This is a genomic window from Ruegeria sp. O11, from assembly GCF_056535285.1.
This window is the reverse complement of sequence record NZ_JBQERS010000025.1, coordinates 1-17,239: the sequence shown is the minus strand read 5'-3', so window position 1 is coordinate 17,239 and position 17,239 is coordinate 1. Positions and strand designations below refer to the sequence as shown.

At 55.2% G+C, this 17,239-nt stretch carries 18 protein-coding genes and 1 pseudogene; 8 read left to right on the top strand and 11 right to left on the bottom strand.

Translation table 11 applies throughout. From position 1 onward, the window contains the following. Positions 1-113: pseudogene (locus ACRZ91_RS21675) on the top strand (bifunctional methylenetetrahydrofolate dehydrogenase/methenyltetrahydrofolate cyclohydrolase); the annotation flags it as partial. A gap of 170 nt (positions 114-283) precedes the next feature. Next, positions 284-592, top strand: a complete 309-nt coding sequence (locus ACRZ91_RS21670; protein ID WP_480908539.1) for a hypothetical protein — start codon at positions 284-286, stop codon at positions 590-592. Here ACRZ91_RS21670 and ACRZ91_RS21665 read toward each other — a convergent pair. Beyond that, positions 577-1,419, bottom strand: a complete 843-nt coding sequence (locus tag ACRZ91_RS21665) for an EamA family transporter (protein WP_480908538.1) — start codon at positions 1,417-1,419, stop codon at positions 577-579. The genes ACRZ91_RS21670 and ACRZ91_RS21665 overlap by 16 nt on opposite strands. Positions 1,420-1,560: 141 nt before the next feature. On the opposite strand from ACRZ91_RS21665, the gene ACRZ91_RS21660 reads away from it, so the two are divergent. After that, positions 1,561-1,995 (top strand): group II truncated hemoglobin, encoded by a 435-nt coding sequence (locus ACRZ91_RS21660; RefSeq protein ID WP_480908536.1) that lies wholly within the window; start codon positions 1,561-1,563, stop codon positions 1,993-1,995. Between the two features lie 10 nt (positions 1,996-2,005). Here ACRZ91_RS21660 and ACRZ91_RS21655 read toward each other — a convergent pair whose 3' ends face one another. The 7 genes from ACRZ91_RS21655 to ACRZ91_RS21625 all read right to left on the bottom strand — a co-directional run bounded on the left by ACRZ91_RS21655 (position 2,006) and on the right by ACRZ91_RS21625 (position 8,903). Then, on the bottom strand, positions 2,006-2,716 hold the full coding sequence (locus tag ACRZ91_RS21655; RefSeq protein WP_480908534.1) for a type 1 glutamine amidotransferase: 711 nt from the start codon (positions 2,714-2,716) through the stop codon (positions 2,006-2,008). A gap of 66 nt (positions 2,717-2,782) precedes the next feature. Continuing rightward, positions 2,783-4,111, bottom strand: a complete 1,329-nt coding sequence (gene glnT, locus ACRZ91_RS21650; protein ID WP_170474700.1) for a type III glutamate--ammonia ligase — start codon at positions 4,109-4,111, stop codon at positions 2,783-2,785. An 80-nt stretch (positions 4,112-4,191) separates the two neighbouring features. Beyond that, the gene (locus ACRZ91_RS21645; RefSeq protein ID WP_480458158.1) at positions 4,192-5,520 is read right to left on the bottom strand and encodes an FMN-binding glutamate synthase family protein; all 1,329 of its coding nucleotides are present in this window, start codon (positions 5,518-5,520) and stop codon (positions 4,192-4,194) included. Positions 5,521-5,540: 20 nt separating this feature from the next. Then, positions 5,541-6,224 carry a GltB/FmdC/FwdC-like GXGXG domain-containing protein gene (locus ACRZ91_RS21640; protein ID WP_170474697.1) on the bottom strand — a complete coding sequence of 228 codons (684 nt, stop codon included), beginning with the start codon at positions 6,222-6,224 and terminating at the stop codon, positions 5,541-5,543. Between the two features lies 1 nt (position 6,225). After that, complete coding sequence (locus ACRZ91_RS21635; RefSeq protein ID WP_480908532.1) at positions 6,226-7,155, bottom strand: class II glutamine amidotransferase; 930 nt, start codon at positions 7,153-7,155, stop codon at positions 6,226-6,228. A 146-nt stretch (positions 7,156-7,301) separates the two neighbouring features. Beyond that, a complete protein-coding gene (locus tag ACRZ91_RS21630) occupies positions 7,302-7,517 on the bottom strand; it encodes a hypothetical protein (RefSeq protein WP_010437786.1) in 216 nt (71 codons plus the stop codon). Between the two features lie 12 nt (positions 7,518-7,529). After that, complete coding sequence (locus ACRZ91_RS21625; protein ID WP_010437788.1) at positions 7,530-8,903, bottom strand: ammonium transporter; 1,374 nt, start codon at positions 8,901-8,903, stop codon at positions 7,530-7,532. Positions 8,904-9,245: 342 nt separating this feature from the next. Here ACRZ91_RS21625 and ACRZ91_RS21620 point away from each other — a divergent pair, with 342 nt between their 5' ends. From ACRZ91_RS21620 to ACRZ91_RS21600, 5 genes are read left to right on the top strand one after another with little or no spacing between them, the layout of a single operon-like run. Next, positions 9,246-10,391: an aminomethyl transferase family protein gene (locus ACRZ91_RS21620; protein WP_480908530.1), complete on the top strand. Its 1,146-nt coding sequence runs from the start codon at positions 9,246-9,248 to the stop codon at positions 10,389-10,391. Between the two features lie 55 nt (positions 10,392-10,446). Beyond that, positions 10,447-11,043, top strand: a complete 597-nt coding sequence (locus tag ACRZ91_RS21615; RefSeq protein ID WP_480908528.1) for a dimethylamine monooxygenase subunit DmmA family protein — start codon at positions 10,447-10,449, stop codon at positions 11,041-11,043. Next, the gene (locus ACRZ91_RS21610) at positions 11,040-12,002 is read left to right on the top strand and encodes a PDR/VanB family oxidoreductase (RefSeq protein ID WP_170547533.1); all 963 of its coding nucleotides are present in this window, start codon (positions 11,040-11,042) and stop codon (positions 12,000-12,002) included. Before ACRZ91_RS21615 ends, ACRZ91_RS21610 begins: the two co-directional genes overlap by 4 nt. Positions 12,003-12,015: 13 nt before the next feature. Then, on the top strand, positions 12,016-13,083 hold the full coding sequence (locus tag ACRZ91_RS21605; RefSeq protein WP_170547532.1) for a heme-dependent oxidative N-demethylase family protein: 1,068 nt from the start codon (positions 12,016-12,018) through the stop codon (positions 13,081-13,083). A gap of 27 nt (positions 13,084-13,110) precedes the next feature. After that, on the top strand, positions 13,111-13,608 hold the full coding sequence (locus ACRZ91_RS21600) for a GNAT family N-acetyltransferase (RefSeq protein ID WP_480908525.1): 498 nt from the start codon (positions 13,111-13,113) through the stop codon (positions 13,606-13,608). On the opposite strand, the gene ACRZ91_RS21595 is transcribed toward ACRZ91_RS21600, so the two are convergent. From ACRZ91_RS21595 to ACRZ91_RS21585, 3 genes are all read right to left on the bottom strand, one after another. After that, positions 13,586-14,242: a helix-turn-helix domain-containing protein gene (locus ACRZ91_RS21595; protein ID WP_480908523.1), complete on the bottom strand. Its 657-nt coding sequence runs from the start codon at positions 14,240-14,242 to the stop codon at positions 13,586-13,588. The genes ACRZ91_RS21600 and ACRZ91_RS21595 overlap by 23 nt on opposite strands. 596 nt (positions 14,243-14,838) lie before the next feature. Next, positions 14,839-16,122 (bottom strand): glycerate kinase type-2 family protein, encoded by a 1,284-nt coding sequence (locus ACRZ91_RS21590; RefSeq protein WP_480908521.1) that lies wholly within the window; start codon positions 16,120-16,122, stop codon positions 14,839-14,841. A 7-nt stretch (positions 16,123-16,129) separates the two neighbouring features. After that, on the bottom strand, positions 16,130-17,107 hold the full coding sequence (locus tag ACRZ91_RS21585; protein ID WP_480908519.1) for an HpcH/HpaI aldolase/citrate lyase family protein: 978 nt from the start codon (positions 17,105-17,107) through the stop codon (positions 16,130-16,132). Positions 17,108-17,239 lie beyond the last annotated feature (132 nt).

The window sequence follows — 17,239 nt, the reverse complement described above, 5'->3', positions numbered from 1 at the left end:
CTCCGGTACCCGGTGGCGTAGGCCCGATGACGATCGCCTGCCTGCTTGCGAATACGCTGACCGCCGCGTGCCGGGCGAATGGCCTGCCAGAACCCGAAGGCCTGACAGCGTGAGATTTGCTGCTGCTTTTCACGCAGACGATGGCAAGTCGGCCAGTTCCAAAGTGCTACAACATTGGCGATTGGCGGGCCGCGCCATGCGTATGGTGATAGTATCAATTGGCCTCTCTCCGACGAATGTTGCACGCGTCCGCGCTTTGATAGCCCGCGCGGCACAAATAGACATGGCACTGGATCAGCAGCTCTGGGGCAAAAAAATGTCGCAGAACGAATGTCGAACTCAGATCAAACAACTAAACGAGTCGGTGGATGTCTATGCTGTCCTGCTTTTACCTGATGCGCCTGCGCATATTGACGTACTCAACTTGCGAAGTGAGTTACAGGGGCATAAAGACCTCATTCGCCCTGGTGCATGGCACTATCCCGGACCCGTTCGTCCGGGCGAAGTTGATTGCGTTTTAAACAGTGCGATTGCTGCCCATCAGACCCAAAGGGATGCGCTGGATAACGGAGATGCTCAGATCGCGAGATAGCCGATTCCCGCAAAAGCGATAATGCATCCAAGCCATTGAAAGAAAGCCATTTCCTCTCGCAAAATTGCCCAAGCCAAAACAACAGTCAACAACCCGAAGATCGAGGCTGCAACGGACGCGTATTGGGCATTAGGCAACCCACCGGCAGACACGACGCACATAATTGCCACCGCATCGAGCGCACCCATCAGGCACAACAGGGGCAGGGCTCGTGCGCCCGGCCAAAGCGACTTGCGAGATGCAATGGCGATTACCGCCAGCACAGGGATAGCGGTCAGACGGCCAATCAGTGAAACAATGAACTCGTCGCCCAGTTCGGCTGCGTACTGACCCAAAGCGAATGTTGCAGCGAACCCAATTGCAGCGAGTATAGAAAAGGCAATCGTCGGCCCGGTGGCAGGGTATTCCGTACTGTCGTCGGATCTGGTCGATACAATGGACACGCCGACACCAATGGCAATGATCGCCAGCCATTGCCAGATGCTGACCTCGGAACCACGCCATATCGCAAGTGTGACAGACAAGACCGGATAGCTGGCGACAAGCGGTGCGACGAGACGTACAGGCCCGCGTTGAAATGCAGCATACATACTGAGGCCAGCCAGCAAATAAAAGCCGCCTGCTACAACTGCGTAGGATACTGCTTTGGCGGACATGGGGGCGAATCCAGCCCATATTGCCACAAGACCGAACTGTAGCAGCGCCCCGGCAACCAGCACGGCCATCAATGCGGCAATGACGCTCACGGACTGACTGATATATCTCACAGCAAGATCGTGAAAACCCCAGCACAACGCTGCCAGCAGACCCAGAGCAAGGGCGCTCATCCGGTCGCCTCGCGTAACTGGGAATGCCCGGAAATTTCGTATCTTTCTCTCGATATCAACCGCGCCAACATGTCACTGGTGATAAACTTATTTTCCTGATATGCAATATTCATTGACAGTGGCAACTCGGAGAAGAGACCTATGTCATCGGCTTTGGATCAACTCGGTGGCGAAGAAAAGCTGCGGACTCTTGTCGAACGTTTCTACGACCGAATGGAGACCGACCCGGCGGTGCATTCGCTGCACAGACTACATTTTCGCGGTCATGGATTATCTCATACAAGACAGGCGCAGTTCGAATTCCTGAGCGGGTTTTTGGGCGGTCGTGCTTATTATCGTGAGCGATTTGGTCATATGGACTTGCGAGAAATACACGCGCATGTGCCGATACGTGAAGCGGATGCCGAGCTTTGGCTGGAAACTTTTGACGCCGCGCTGGCAGATTGCGAATTGGACGGTTCAGTGGTGGGCAAAATGCGCGCAACATTGCGCCGCGCTGCGCTAATGCTTGTCAATGATGTCCCCGATTGGAGAGTTGAAGCAGACAGCGAAAAGAACCTTGAAGTTCCCGGTTGATCGCGTGTGATCAGATCTGTCGCAATCTGTTATAGAAGCTGGATGTTATCCTGAATTGTTCTTCAACTATTTGGTCACTGTCAGAGACCATTTCCCATGCAGCATCTGCGGAACCTAGCCAATCAACAGCGCATTGATGGTTGGCGGGATCGTTCATCCACGATTGGATTGTACCCTGAACGAGCTCGGGGTGAAACTGCACGCCCCAGGCGCGTTCTGAGACCCGCAAAGCCTGTACAGCGCAAGCATCAGATTGCGCTAGAACCGATGAGTTGGGCGGCAGGTCAATGGCCTCAACTCCATGCCATTGTAGCACCCGGAATTGATCGGGCAGGGGCTCGAAAAGCGGATCATTGCGCGTGTTGTCAGTAAGGTTGATAAAAAGCACACCGATCTCAGGCTTCTGCATAGGTACACATTTCCCTCCTAACGCATCAACCAGAAGTTGGTGGCCTAGACATATCCCAAAGTACGGTCGCTTGAGGTCTTGAATCCAGGTCCTGATCGCTTGTTTTTCGGGTACGAGCCACGGGTGCGCCTCGGTTTCCCAGACGTCCATCGGGCCGCCCAGAACCAGAAGCAAATCAAAATCGTCGAGTTGCGGGATTGGTTGGCCATCATACAGATGCACGACTTTGGCCGTATCACCGCATGATGAAATGTGCTCGAGAAACGCTTCGGGACCTTCACCCGATGAATGCTGGAAAATAAGCACATTCATTAGGCGTAGGCCTCCATCCGAGCGTCGGTATTGGGGCGGCAGCGGTCCGCAGCCCCAAAAAGTTTATTAGATATCGAGCGTGTGGTCCTTTTCCCAGCGAGAGAAATGGCTGACGAACGAGTTCCACTCCTGATGCTTCATTTTCAAAAATGCGCTTGAGAATTCCTGACCCATCATGGCTTTCAGCTCGGTATCGTTGTCATATTCGCGCAACCCGTCGAGCATGTTCAGCGGTAGTTTGGGGGCGTCAGTGACGGTATGGCCTTCGGCATACATATCGATGTCCCAGCGACGTCCCGGATCGGCCTTGGAGCGGATGCCGGACAGACCTGCGGCGATAATGACCGCCTGCAGCAGATAGGGGTTGGTGGCCCCGTCGGCCAGGCGCAGCTCAAACCGGCCTGGACCGGGCACCCGGACCATGTGTGTGCGGTTGTTGCCGGTCCATGTCACGGTATTCGGGGCCCAGGTCGCGCCCGACATGGTGCGCGGTGCGTTGATGCGCTTGTAGCTGTTCACCGTCGGGTTGGTGATCGCCGCAAGCGCACTGGCATGTTTCATGATACCGCCAAGGAAATACTTGCCCTGTTCGCCAAGTCCAACCTCGCCGGTCGGACCGTCGCCTTCGCCCGCAAAGACGTTGGTTTTGGCGTCCGCTCCGGGTGCATCCCAGACCGAGATATGAGCATGGCAGCCATTACCGGTCAGCCCTTCGACAGGCTTCGGCATGAAGGTGGCCCGCAGCCCATGCTTTTCGGCCACTGACTTGGTCATGAACTTGAAGAACGAGTGCTTGTCGGCGGTTTTCAGAACGTCATCGAACTCCCAGTTCATTTCGAACTGGCCATTGGCGTCTTCGTGGTCGTTCTGATAGGGCCCCCAACCGAGTTCCAGCATATAATCGCAGATCTCACGCACCACGTCATAGCGGCGCATCACCGCCTGCTGGTCATAACAGGGCTTTTCGGCGGTATCGAATGGATCACTGATCTGCTCACCATCGGGGGTCAATAGGAAGAACTCTGCCTCGATTCCGGTTTTGACATGCATGCCCATCTCGGCGGCCTCGCTAATCAAGCGGCGCAGCACATTTCGTGGGGCTTGGGCGACATCCTTGCCTTCCATGACGCAGTTGCCTGCAACCCAGGCGACTTCAGGCTTCCATGGTAGCTGAATAACCGATGACGGGTCCGGCACCGCCAGCATGTCAGGATGCGCGGGGGTCATATCCAGCCAGGTGGCGAACCCGGCAAAACCTGCGCCGTCTTCCTGCATCTCGGCAATCGCCTGCGCGGGCACCAGCTTGGCCCGCTGCCCACCGAACAGGTCGGTGAACGAGATCATGAAGTATTTGACGCCTTTTTCTTTTGCGAAAGCTGCGAGATCTGTCGTCACGATGGCTTTCCTTTCCCTGTTGAATTTTTAATTTCCAAAGCAAAAACGCGGCCCCCGTTAAGGAGCCGCGCAGTATCAGTTCAGAACCCTTCCTTGCCCGGGTACCAGCTTGTCCCGGCCAACGGGACACGCGCCATTGCGGCGGCCTCCATCGTTAGAGCACACAAATCCTCGGGTTCAAGGTTGTGGAGGTGATTATGACCACAGGCCCGCGCGATGGTCTGCGCTTCAAGTGTCATCACCTTGAGATAGTTTCGCAGACGGCGTCCTGCCTCGACCGGGTTCAGACGGGCCGCCAAGTCGGGATCCTGTGTGGTGATACCTGCGGGGTCCTGGCCTTCGTGCCAGTCGTCATAGGCCCCGGTGGTGGTGCCCAACTTTTGGTACTCGGATTCCCATTTCGGGTCGTTGTCGCCAAGCGCCACCAGCGCGGCGGTGCCAATGGCCACTGCGTCGGCGCCGAGGGCCATTGCCTTTGCCACATCGGCCCCGGTGCGGATGCCGCCCGAGATCACCAGTTGCACCTCGCGATGCACGCCCAGATCCTGCAGCGCCTGCACGGCAGGGCGAATGCAGGACAGCGTCGGTAGACCTACATGCTCGATGAACACGTCCTGCGTCGCGGCAGTGCCGCCTTGCATGCCGTCCATCACCACCACATCGGCCCCTGCCTTTACCGCCAGCGCGGTGTCATAATAGGGGCGCGTCGCGCCAACCTTGACATAGATGGGCACCTGCCAGCCGGTAATCTCGCGCAGTTCGAGGATCTTGATTTCCAGATCATCTGGGCCGGTCCAGTCGGGATGGCGACAGGCCGAGCGCTGGTCGATGCCTTTGGGTAGGGTTCGCATATCCGCGACGCGGTCGCTGATCTTTTGACCCAGCAACATGCCACCACCGCCGGGTTTTGCGCCCTGACCAACAACGACCTCAATCGCGTCGGCCTTGCGCAGATCATCGGGATTCATCCCATAGCGCGAGGGCAGATACTGATAGACCAGTTTGCTGGAATGGCCGCGTTCCTCGGGCGTCATGCCGCCGTCGCCAGTGGTGGTCGACGTGCCCGCCGCTGATGCGCCGCGGCCAAGGGCCTCTTTCGCAGGGCCGGACAGGGCGCCAAAGCTCATACCCGCAATGGTGATCGGAATGTCCAGTTCAATCGGCTTTTTTGCAAAGCGCGTGCCCAACGTTACCGAGGTGTCGCAGCGCTCGCGGTAACCTTCGAGCGGATAGCGACTGATGCTGGCGCCCAGAAACAACAGATCATCGAAATGCGGTACCTTGCGTTTGGCTCCTCCGCCGCGGATATCATAAATACCGGTGGCCGCAGCGCGGCGGATTTCCGCATTGATCGGATTGGTGAATGTCGCCGACTGAATCGGCAGGGTGCGGGGGATCTGATCGTCCATGTCTTTCATACCCTTCTTCCTCAGTAAGCAGCGGCGTTGTCGACGTCGAAGTTATAAAGCTGACGGGCGGAACCGTAGCGTTTGAATTCTTCGGGGCTGGCATCCGCGCCTGCGCGGTCCAGCAGGTCCTTCAAGATATCCAGATGCTCGGGGCGCATCTCTTTCTCGATGCAATCGGCGCCCAGGCTCTTGACCGAGCCGCGCACAAACAGCTGCGCCTCGTAAAGCGAGTCTCCTAGTGCGTCGCCTGCATCACCGCAGACCACAAGATTACCGGCCTGCGCCATGAAGGCCGACATATGACCGATATTACCATGCACCACGATGTCGATGCCTTTCATCGAGATGCCGCAGCGCGAACTTGCGTTGCCCTTGATGACCAGCAGACCGCCATGGCCGGTGGCGCCAGCATATTGGCTGGCGTCACCTTCGACAACGACCTGACCGGACATCATGTTCTCGGCCACGCCGGGCCCGACCGAGCCTTCGACCTTGACCGTCGCCTGCTGGTTCATTCCCGCGCAGTAATAGCCAGTTGAGCCCTTGACCGTCACTTCGATGGGCGCATCCAGCCCAACGGCAATGGCGTGGCTGCCTTTGGGGTTCACGACTTCCCAATTGGTCTGGTTAGTCTCGGTAGATTGCGACTGCAGGGTGGCGTTCAACCCACGCAGGCCATCTGCTTCAAGATCATAGGTTTGCATATCATGCGGCCTTTTCGTTGGTCGTGGGGCTGTCATTGTGGGACCAGAAGTAAACAGTTGCTGGCTCCGGCTCCCAGACGCGGGCCTCGTCGATACCCGGCAGGTTCACCAGCGCCCGATATTCGCTGCCAAAGGCCACGTATTGATCGGTTTCGGCCATCACCGCAGGCTTACAGGCGATCGGATCGCGGACCACGCCGAACCCATCCTTGGTGCCGACGACAAAGGTGAAGAAGCCATCCAGATCCTCAAGGCTGCTTTCCAGCGCCTCACCCAAGGTGGCCCCGTTCATCATCTTCCAGGTCAGATAGGCAGCTCCAACCTCGGTATCATTCTCGGTTTGGATCACTACACCTTCACGGCGCAGTTTGCGGCGCAATGAATTGTGGTTCGACAGCGAGCCGTTATGAACCAGACACTGATCTGGCCCAGTGTTGAACGGGTGCGCGCCCATCGTCGTCACGGCAGACTCTGTAGCCATGCGAGTGTGGCCAATGCCATGTGTGCCGCTCATACTGCTTATGTCAAAGCGCGCGGCCACGTCCTTGGGCAGGCCCACCTCTTTGTAAATCTCCAGCATCTCGCCCCGGCTCATGATCCGGACTGAAGGCCGGATTTCCGCCAACGCAGCCCGTGCTGCTTCAAACTGCCCTGCTGGAATGTCCAGAACTGTGTGCGTGTCATTATCAGTCTGGCTTACCACCACGCCCAAGTGCTGTCCCAGCTCTTCGGCTAGACCGGCAAAGTCGTCCTTGGGATTGGGCGATTGCAGTGTCACCTTGGTCTTACCACCTGATTCCTCGCCATAAATCGCTATCCCCGCGCTGTCGGGCCCGCGATCCGTCATCGTGATCAGCATGTCTGTCAGCATATTGCCCAGTTGGGGCGCAAGAGACTGGTCTTTGAGGAATAATCCAACAATTCCGCACATGGCTGGCAGATCTCCTTGTGTGTTTCGTTATGATTCTACGGTACCAACAATTCAAACGGACATCAATAATCATAGGAAATAAATTTTCCTGAGAGGCAATGGGCAAGAATTTAGATTTATGCCCATTGCCAGCTTTCAAAGCTGGATCAGTATCGTTCCAGCTGTGCTTTCACTTTTTCTTCGTCGCCAGTGTGGCGGGCCTTCTCGAGGTGTTCACCTTCTCGGACAAATTGGATGCGATGCCAACCTATCCAGAATACGACGCCCACGATGACCATAAGGACTTCGTAACCTTGGAAGGGATAGATCGGTCCGACCTCGGCCAGATCAACAGCCCAGCTTGTATATCCATTTGTAGACATTCTTTTTCTCCCTTACTCAGCTGGTACGCCACGGGCAGCCAGTTCTTCTTTGTCGGCTGCAATGATCGCGGCTTTGGCGTCTTCATAGGCATGGTGTTCAGCGTAATCGAGGCCCTGAAGTTCGACTTCTTCCGGAATTCGAAGCACACCTGCGGCCGATTGGATTTTCGCAAGAATCCAACCAGGCAAGAAGCCAAGAACAAAGAACATGATGACCGCGCCGGTGATCTGGCCGACCGGGTTGATCGTTGCATAGCCTTCGTATGGCGATGAAGGAACTCCCCACAGGACAAAGCCGGAAATCACCAGGCCAACGAACCCTGCATAGCCATGTACGGCAACGGCACCAACGGCATCATCCAGCTTGAACCGACGCTCGACCCAATAGTGCAGCTTGTACACGATCACGACACCGATCGCGGCGATGATCATTGCCTGCACCGGGTGATAAAGATCGTTACCCGCAGATGCGGTGATAATACCGGCCAGACCGCCCGAGAACGTCCAAAAGGCGTCACCTTTGGAAATGACATACGCTGCCATCAACCCGCCAGACAGAGACATCAGGAAGTTGAAGGTAATCGCGGAAAGCGTTGTCGGAGCCAGATAGATATTGGTCGCGGTCCACGTGACACCCGTTATCTGACCGTCGATTGCCTCCGGAGATATCGCCGGGACATTACATGCGGCATAGAATCCCCAGAAACCTGTGTAGATCAGGAATATCCCGATGGTCAGCAACCATGGGTTATGCGGCGGAATATCCCGCGGCGTACCATCTTTGGCAAATTTGCCTAGGCGGGGACCCAGAACCATGATCACCCCAAGTGCATAGCCGCCTGCGATTGCGTGAATAACCCCGGAAGCATAAGCATCGTGGTACCCAAGAACGCGCACCATCCAACCGCCGTAGTGCCAACCCCACGCGGCGTCGATGATCCACCAGACTGAACCAATCATCACGGCATGGACCCACAAGGCCGAAGATCTAATCCGCTCGATCACAGAGCCAGATACAATCGAGGCTGCCGTCCACGAGAACAGCAGGAACGCCGCCCAGAAGACGCCGGTGATTCTGTCGCCCAGATTGGTCGCCATGGTGTCGGCCCATGGCAGATTTGCAGCGCCCGCTTCGGTATCTAAACCGCCCCAGAACGGAAAGTTCGGAAAGGCCCAGTAAATCCACCAGCCGAAGAAGAAGAACGTGACCGTCACCAGCGGGATGATCATGATGTTTTTCATCAATGTGTGCATATGGTTACGGGCACGGCTGGCACCGACCTCGTACATACAAAAGCCCACATGGATGAGGAACATGAAAACGACCGTTACCCAGTAATAGAACTCGGTAAAGACCGTCGTTAGTGCATTTAGATTACCATCCACTTCGTAGTCTCCCTGTTGTTGCAGCAGGAGATCTTTCTGCGAAGAATTTCCTGCTGGGAATAATTATCTACTCAGGGGACAATTTCATTGGCGACCTGTCAATAGATATGTGGGGCAAACATCTTTTAGGCATTTGGTTCATGCACTTTCAGACCCATCAAAATACAACTCATGACATTGATAAATAACCACTTTTACCGTTCTCGATAATTTGTACCAGGGTGCACAAATTGCAGCCTAATATTCCCAACAGGAAAAAAATCTGCACATGGGTGTTGATTTTCAATCTGACATCGGCCTCAATATGGCCAACAAAAAAGCAATCAACGGGAGAGCTGAACAATGGCCATTCTTTGGAGGACGTCCGCCCTTGCGCAGCGCCATGCCGAGATCGGCGGCGAGCTTGAGGACTGGAACGGTATGGGGACCGCATGGTTCTATGACCATAGCCCGGAACGCGCCAAAGCGGACTACGAAGCCATCCGCACCAAGGCGGGTCTGATGGATGTGTCGGGTCTGAAAAAGGTTCATGTGGTCGGCGAAGATGCGGCTTATGTCATTGACCGTGTGACCACGCGGAATGTGGAGAAAATCATGCCGGGCCGGTCGACCTATGCGTCGATTCTGAATGCCGAGGGCAAATTTGTCGACGATTGCATCATCTATCGCCTGTCAGTGAACACGTGGCTTGTTGTGCACGGCACCGGAACGGGGATGGAACAGCTGACTTCGGTGGCCGCAGGTAAGAATTGTTCGGTTATTTTTGACGATGACTTGCACGACATGTCGTTGCAAGGCCCGGTAGCAGTTGATTTTCTGGCCAACTATGTGCCGGGTATTCGCGATCTTGCCTATTTCGGGATCATGCAAACCAAATTGTTCGGTTGCCCGGTGATGATTTCGCGGACCGGCTACACCGGTGAGCGTGGTTATGAAATTTTCTGTCAGGCCAAGCATGCCGTGCATCTGTGGGACAGCATCCTGGCCGAAGGCAAGGAAATGGGTATTGTTCCGGTCCAGTTCTCGACGCTCGATTTGCTGCGTACCGAAAGCTACCTGTTGTTCTATCCCGGCGACAACTCAGAAACTTATCCGTTCGACGACGAAACATGCGGCGATACGCTTTGGGAACTGGGCCTGGAATTCACGGTCTCACCGGGCAAAACTGGTTTTATCGGCGCCGAGAACCACTATGCCTCGCAAGGCAAAGAGCGGTTCAAGATCTATGGTGTCAAACTGGATGGCACCACCCCGGCGGATGAGGGTGCTGACCTGCTGCAGAACGGTGAAAAGGTCGGTGTTGTCACCTTTGGCATGAATTCCGAAATCAATGGGCACAATGTGGGTATCGCACGGATGCCGGTTGACTGCGCGTCGCCGGGCACAAAGCTGACGGTCCGCAATAGCGACGGAACCGAGATTGCGGCTACAGCTGAAGAGATGCCGTTCTACGACAGGGACAAGGCCATCCGAACCGCAAAGGGCTGATACTCAGGGGGCGCGACGATAAAATCGTGGCGCTCTTTTCTTTTTTGAGGGCACAATGTCAAAGTTCGAATTTCCCAAGTCAATCGCAAGCCGCCCGGTCTGGGGCACGCTAGAGGTTCGCGCAGGTGAACATCATCTTATGATCGCCGAGGCCGAAGGGGCCGAAGCAGTAATTGACATAGCGACACCCGATCTGATGGCTAAAACCCATCTGATCTACATACCGAAAGGCACAGATTTTTCGGAAAGGCTACAGGCGCTAAACCCCGCACAATTCTACGAAGGTCCGTCCTATGCGGCCGCGCTGCATCGTATTCGTCGCGTTCTCGAGGACGCGCATATGGGGTTACAAGTCTATCTGACCGGCACCGAAGGCATGATGGGTCAGGCCATGAACGAAGTAATGGCCGCCGGCCTGCCGCATACTGCGATTCAAACTGAACATCGCGGTTCTGTTGCACGCCGGATGCAATGTGTACATTGCAAAGGTGTCACCGAAGATGTCGAGGTCGATCCGTTTGTTTGTTCACACTGTGGTCTCAACCTATTTGTGCGCGACCACTATTCCCGCCGCCTTGCCGCCTATCAAGGCGTCCGAGTTGATGCCGAGGACCATGGCAACGTGCCCGAGCCGAAGGGGATCTACGAATGAGTGGTGCCGAGAAGATTCAGGTCAAAGTAACCGAAATTACCCCGCTGAACGAATTGGTGACGCGCTTCCGGTTTGAGCGCGTTGACGGCAGACAATTGCCAACCTTTTCGGGTGGTGCACATACCGTGGTCGAAATGCAGGATGGCGGCATCACGCGACTCAACCCATATTCCCTGATGTCCGATCCGTTCGATCAATCGTCCTATACGATCTCGGTTCGGCGCGACGATCAGGGCAGGGGAGGGTCGTTGTTCATGCACCGTCAGGTCAAGCTGGGCGACGAGATGACCATCAGTTACCCGGTCAACCTATTCTCGCTTGATTTGCGGGCCCGCAAACACCTATTTCTGGCCGGTGGTATCGGGATCACCCCGTTTCTGGCACAGATCAAACAGCTCGAATTGCTGCACGGTCATTGGGAACTGCATTATGCGTGCCGTAATCAGGCGCTAGCATCTTATGCGGATCAACTGACAGACAGGCATCCGAACGCAACTCATCTGTACTACGACGATCAGAGCCAGGTGATTGATCTGGAAAACCTTCTCAGCGGGCAACCTTTAGGCACGCATGTCTATGTCTGCGGCCCAAAGGGCATGATCGATTGGGTGCGCAATACTGCCGCCGCCGAAGGCTGGCCTGAAGATTGTGTGCATTACGAAGAGTTCTTGGCGCCTCAGCCGGGCAAACCATTCGAAGTGCGTCTGGCGTCTTCCGACAAGGTCATTCATGTGGGCGAAAACGAAAGTCTGCTTGAGGCCATCGAACGTGAGGGAGTCGACGCCCCGTACCTGTGCCGCGGTGGGGCCTGTGGTCAGTGCGAAACCGTAGTTTTGGATCACGACGGCAACTTTGTTCACCGCGATCACTGGCTGACTGATGAAGAAAAGGCAGCAGGCAAGAAGATCATGCCCTGCGTATCGCGTTTCGAGGGAAAGTCCCTTGTGCTGGACCGCTAAGAGGAGGCTCAACATGACCATTCAATTCAACGACGAGTCCTTCCGCGACGACTATACGTTCCACAATTCGGAGTGGGCGATCAAACGTTTTCCGTTTCCATTCCACGAAGACAGCTACATGTATTCGGTCAACATGGAGCAGCATCGGGGCGGCCCCGAGGGCTCGGTCTACGAGATGCGGTTTGATGTGGACGAACACTACGTGTCCGAGATGAAAGACCGTGCGATTGTTCTGGACCAAGATCCGCTGCGTTGTCAGTCTTTGCCGCATATGACCTTGGCGGGCTGGGATTTGTTGGAACTGATCATGGTTAGCAAATCCGAAGACTATCCGGACCTGTTCGAGCTGCATCGCAACGGCAACCAGTGGCGATGGATCAACAAACCCTTGGGAATAGATCACAGCTTTACCTTCATGGATGAAACCACGCTGCCTTACGGGCCAATGGAGTACATAACTCGTCAGGCGCAAGGTGATTTCGCAGTGCTGGACCAGCGGGACGAGATGCTGTGGATGGACGCTGGTATGGTCACGACCCAGGCCGATTGGAGCCTGGATTTCGACATCGGCATGAATTTTTTCGAATGGCACGCACCTGTTCCAAAAGCCCATGAGATGGGGATTTTCAAGCGTGCGCTGAAGTTTCTGTTGAACATTCAACAAGGCGCTCCGGCGCGCCGGCTGAACTGGACCATGACAGTGAACCCGCTGCTGGATACCAGCCCTGAAAACTATCACAAATGGGGTATCCAGAAAACGACTCTGACGCCCGAAAACATCGCGCATAAGCAGCATCTGCGGGTCGAGTTACAGACCTTCTTCCGCCTGCCGCGGTCCAACGCGCTGGTGTTCCCGATCCGCTGCTATCTGTGCAGTTTTCAGGATCTGATGACTGTTCCAAAATGGGGTCGTCGTCTGCACCGCGTTGTACGTGATCTGCCGGTTGAACTGGCGACTTACAAAGGGTTCATCGACAACCGTCCAATGATGCTGGACTACCTCAGTCATTTTGATGATGGATTGCCGACTTCCCCCGGAGTCTGGCCGGATCTGGAAACGGAACCGCCTTTGTCAAAATAAACGAGCATTACGAAGTGTTTTGGCTTTATGACTGAACCGGACAAAACACTTTGGCTCATTCCGAGCGATGATGCCGCATTGTATGACGCGCTTGCGCTGCTCCGCGCGTCATTTCAGTACATGGATGCCCGGATCGACCCTCCGTCTTCTATCCATAGTCTGACCGTGGGCGGGATGCAGGCGCATTGTCGGAAAGGCGGTGAAATCTGGGCCATGGGCCGACCGCTTATTGCGTGCATGTTTTTGACGCCCAAAGCCAACACTTTGTACCTTGGAAAACTGGCGGTGAAGGAAGGAGTGCGGGGGCAGGGTATCTGTCGCACATTAGTAGATCACGCTGCAAGTCGTGCAGCAGACCTTGGTCTATCAGCATTGGAACTGGAAACGCGCGTGGAACTCACTGAAAACCATCGCGTGTTTTCAAGGCTTGGGTTTACAATCGTAGGTACCGGCAGCCACGTCGGCTATGACAGACCCACGGATTTCTTGTTACGCAAGCCGATCAGTTTGTCTGCGGATAACTGATCACTGAAATGTAGCGTGCTGGCAGGTTAACCAACCGTTCCGGTCCATGCGGCGCATCGGCGTCAAAGAACAAGGTATCACCCGGTTTCAGGTGGTATATCTTGTCGCCGTGTCGGTAATCTACCTCGCCCTCAAGCATGTAGATCGTCTCGATTCCGCCATGTTGAAACGTTGGGAACACGTCGGATTCAACGGTCAGGGTGATCAGGTAAGGCTCTACAATTACGCCAGAACCATTGGCACCAATATGCCCCAACAAATTATATTGATGGTTGGCGCGTGTTCCTTCGCGCTCTAACTCGACGCCCTCGCCTGCTTTGGTATGAACCGCCTCGCGGCGCTCTTCAAATTGTCTGAAAAAGCTTGTCAGAGGAACTGAAAGCGCATCAGCGAGCGATTGGAGAGTCGTTAAGGAAGGCGATGTGTTACCGTTTTCGATCTTGGACAACATACCAATCGACAATCCGGTCAGCTGAGCCAATTCCGCAACCGTAGTATTCTGCTGTTTGCGAAAAGCACGAACCTCGCGACCAATGGCAACTTCAAGAACTTTTTCTCTGTCACCCGAGCGTACAGAATGCGGGTCCTGTGTCAGATTTGCCGCCATTTCTTTGTCGTTATTTTTCAATTTCATTCTTTCAATGTCTTGCTACACTTGTCCAAACGGGCTCTGCAAGAAGACAAGCTGCATTACCCAGTCCAGTTCGGGCTACCATAGCATCAATTTTTCCTGTTAGTAAAATAATCATGCTGACAGAAAAATACTAGAAATCGAAATCCAATGGTTTTACGGCTTTCCGATAGCGTGCCTAACCTCAGTCATAAAGCCGTTGCGGATAGCAAATGAGATTACACTGAATCTGGATTCGTGGTCGTCCATAAGTCTGAATGTTCGTAGTGAACGCAACTATTTCATAATCCAAAAGCGGGAAAGAGCCAAACATGGCTATTGGTCTACAACTCGGCTACAGCGGTTCATGCTACCAGCTTGAGCATTCGGAAGCCTGATTGCGCTCCGGCAGTTAGTCGCTCCGCATCAATAATCCGGCTTCACCAACTCGCAGTCTTTGGCGTTTGAAACTCCGCCACTTGCTCAGCTTGAAATTCGAACATCAGGATTTCTTTGTTGACCCGAAGTATATGTCACGACGCCTCTGCACCATTGATCACTTAGAAACCCGGAGATCGCTAATAACGGATCTAAAGATCTGCCGTTTTTTTCACCCGCTTTCACGTGTTAGATCCAAGCATCAATACCTGAATGTCGGCAACATTGGTTCCGGTTGCTCCGGTCATCAAAAGATCACCCGACAGCGTCAAAGCCTTATGACTATCGTTGCTTGCCAACAGGGAGGCAGGGTCATGTCCAGACGCATGGATTCGGGCGATCGTCCCTGCATCCACTATCGCGCCAGCTGCCGGGGTTGGGCCGTCGCGGCCATCCGTACCGCCGCTAAGAAAACCCCAGTTGCCGGGTATCGTGCGCTCATGCGCCAATTGGGCGACGCGCAGCGCCAATTCCTGATTGCGCCCACCGCAACCTGTTCCTGTCAGGCGTACAGTCGTTTCACCACCAAACAGCAAGGCGGTTGGTTGGTCAAATTTGGCAGACATGGCTGCCTGAAAAATCTGTTCGGCTGCGTCTGACACGTCTCCAATCAACGCGTCTGACACAATTTCAGCCCTACAGACCTGCGTCGCACAGCGAAACGCGGCTTCAAGACTAATCGTGTTCGATCCAATCAGGTTGTTTGCCGCCTCAACTGCTATAGAACGTTCAGGAATACTCTTCTCCAGGTGGGCACGGGCGGCTTTTGGGAACCGGTGCCAAATTCCGGCCTCGATGCAGGTCCTGCGGGCGTCCGCGTGGCTGCCGATTGGTGAGGCAGTTGGTCCGCTGGCTACGGCCCGAATGTCATCGCCTATGACATCCGACAGGATATACGCCGTGATCGGGGCAGGCGAACCGTGCCGCAAAAACCCGCCGCCTTTGAGCTGGCTCAGGTGCTGACGCACAAGGTTCATCCGAACGATGTCCAGCCCGGAAGATAGCAAAACCTCATTGACCGCGATTTTGTCCGAAAGAGTCAAGCCATCAACAGGCGCGGGGACCAAGGCCGACCCCCCGCCAGAGATCAGTGCAATGATCTGATCCTGCTTACGTGCTGCGCTGAGCAATGCGATGATCTGTCGCCCGGCTTTCAAACCGCGTTCATTCGGGATGGGATGCCCGCTGGTCAATACCGTCGCGCCGGGAACTTCATTCCAGTTGTCGCTGTGGGTTACAATCAGGGCGACGTGATCGCCCTGAACATGCTGCAATGCCTCCTCCATCATGGCAGGGGCAGCCTTCCCAATTGCGATCAGGATGCTGCGCCCGCTATGTTCTGGTGATGGCAATGGGTCTGATTGCAACCGTTGGCGCAGAGACATCGCTGGATCTGCTGCTGCGACGGCCTCGGCAAAGATGGCGGCGGCGCTGTCGCGCAGCGATACGGACGATTGCACAGTCATGATGCGATCAAGCTGCAGCAATCTGTCCGGCTTTTTCCACCAGCACTTCGGCCTGACGGATTGAGGCATAGTCAATCAGACGACCATCCAGAGAAACGGCGCCTTTGCCCGCGGACTCAGCCTCGGCCATAGCGACGAGAATTCGCTGTGCTTTGGTGACTTCGGCATCTGAAGGTGACATGACCTCGTTAGCCAGGGCAATCTGGCTGGGGTGGATGGCCCATTTGCCTTCACATCCCAGAACTGCCGCCCGTTTTGCCGCGGCTTTGTAACCGTCCGGGTCCTGAAAATCGCCGAAGGGTCCGTCGATCGGGCGCAGGCCGTTGGCGCGCGCGGCGACCACCATGCGAGCCAGCGCATAGTGCCACATGTCGCCCCAATGCGTCATACGTCCTCCGTCAGCATCCGGGTCAGTCAGAACTGAATAATCGGGGTTTACACCGCCGATGATCGTGGTCCGGGCACGGGTAGAAGCGGCATAGTCGGCAACCCCGAAATGTAGACTTTCGTTGCGTTTGGAGGCGGCCGCAATCTCGCCGACATTCTGCATGCCAAGCGCAGTTTCGATGATATGTTCGAACCCGATCCGTTTCTTGTAGCCTTTGGCGTCCTCGATCTGTGTCACCAGCATATCGACCGCGTAAACGTCAGAAGCTGTGCCAACCTTGGGGATCATGATAAGGTCCAGGCGTTCGCCGGCTTGTTCGACCACGTCCACCACGTCGCGATACATATAATGTGTATCCAGCCCGTTGATCCGCACCGACATGGTTTTGCTGCCCCAATCGATATCGTTCAGGGCTTCGATGATGTTCTTGCGGGCCTGTTCTTTTTCGTCAGGTGCAACCGCGTCTTCCAAGTCGAGGAAGATCACATCTACATCTGATTGTGCAGCCCTTTCGAACATTCCGGGCTGGCTGCCTGGGACGGCCAGTTCGCTGCGGTTCAGGCGTGCAGGGGCTTGGTCGATGTTATGAAAACTCATGATTTGGGTCCTTCGTATTACAGGTTCGGATAGATCGGAAACTTGGCGCAAAGCTCAGCGACTTCGGCTTTGACCTTTGCTTCGACTGCGGCATTGCCTTCTTCGCCATTGGCGGCCAGACCATCGACAACT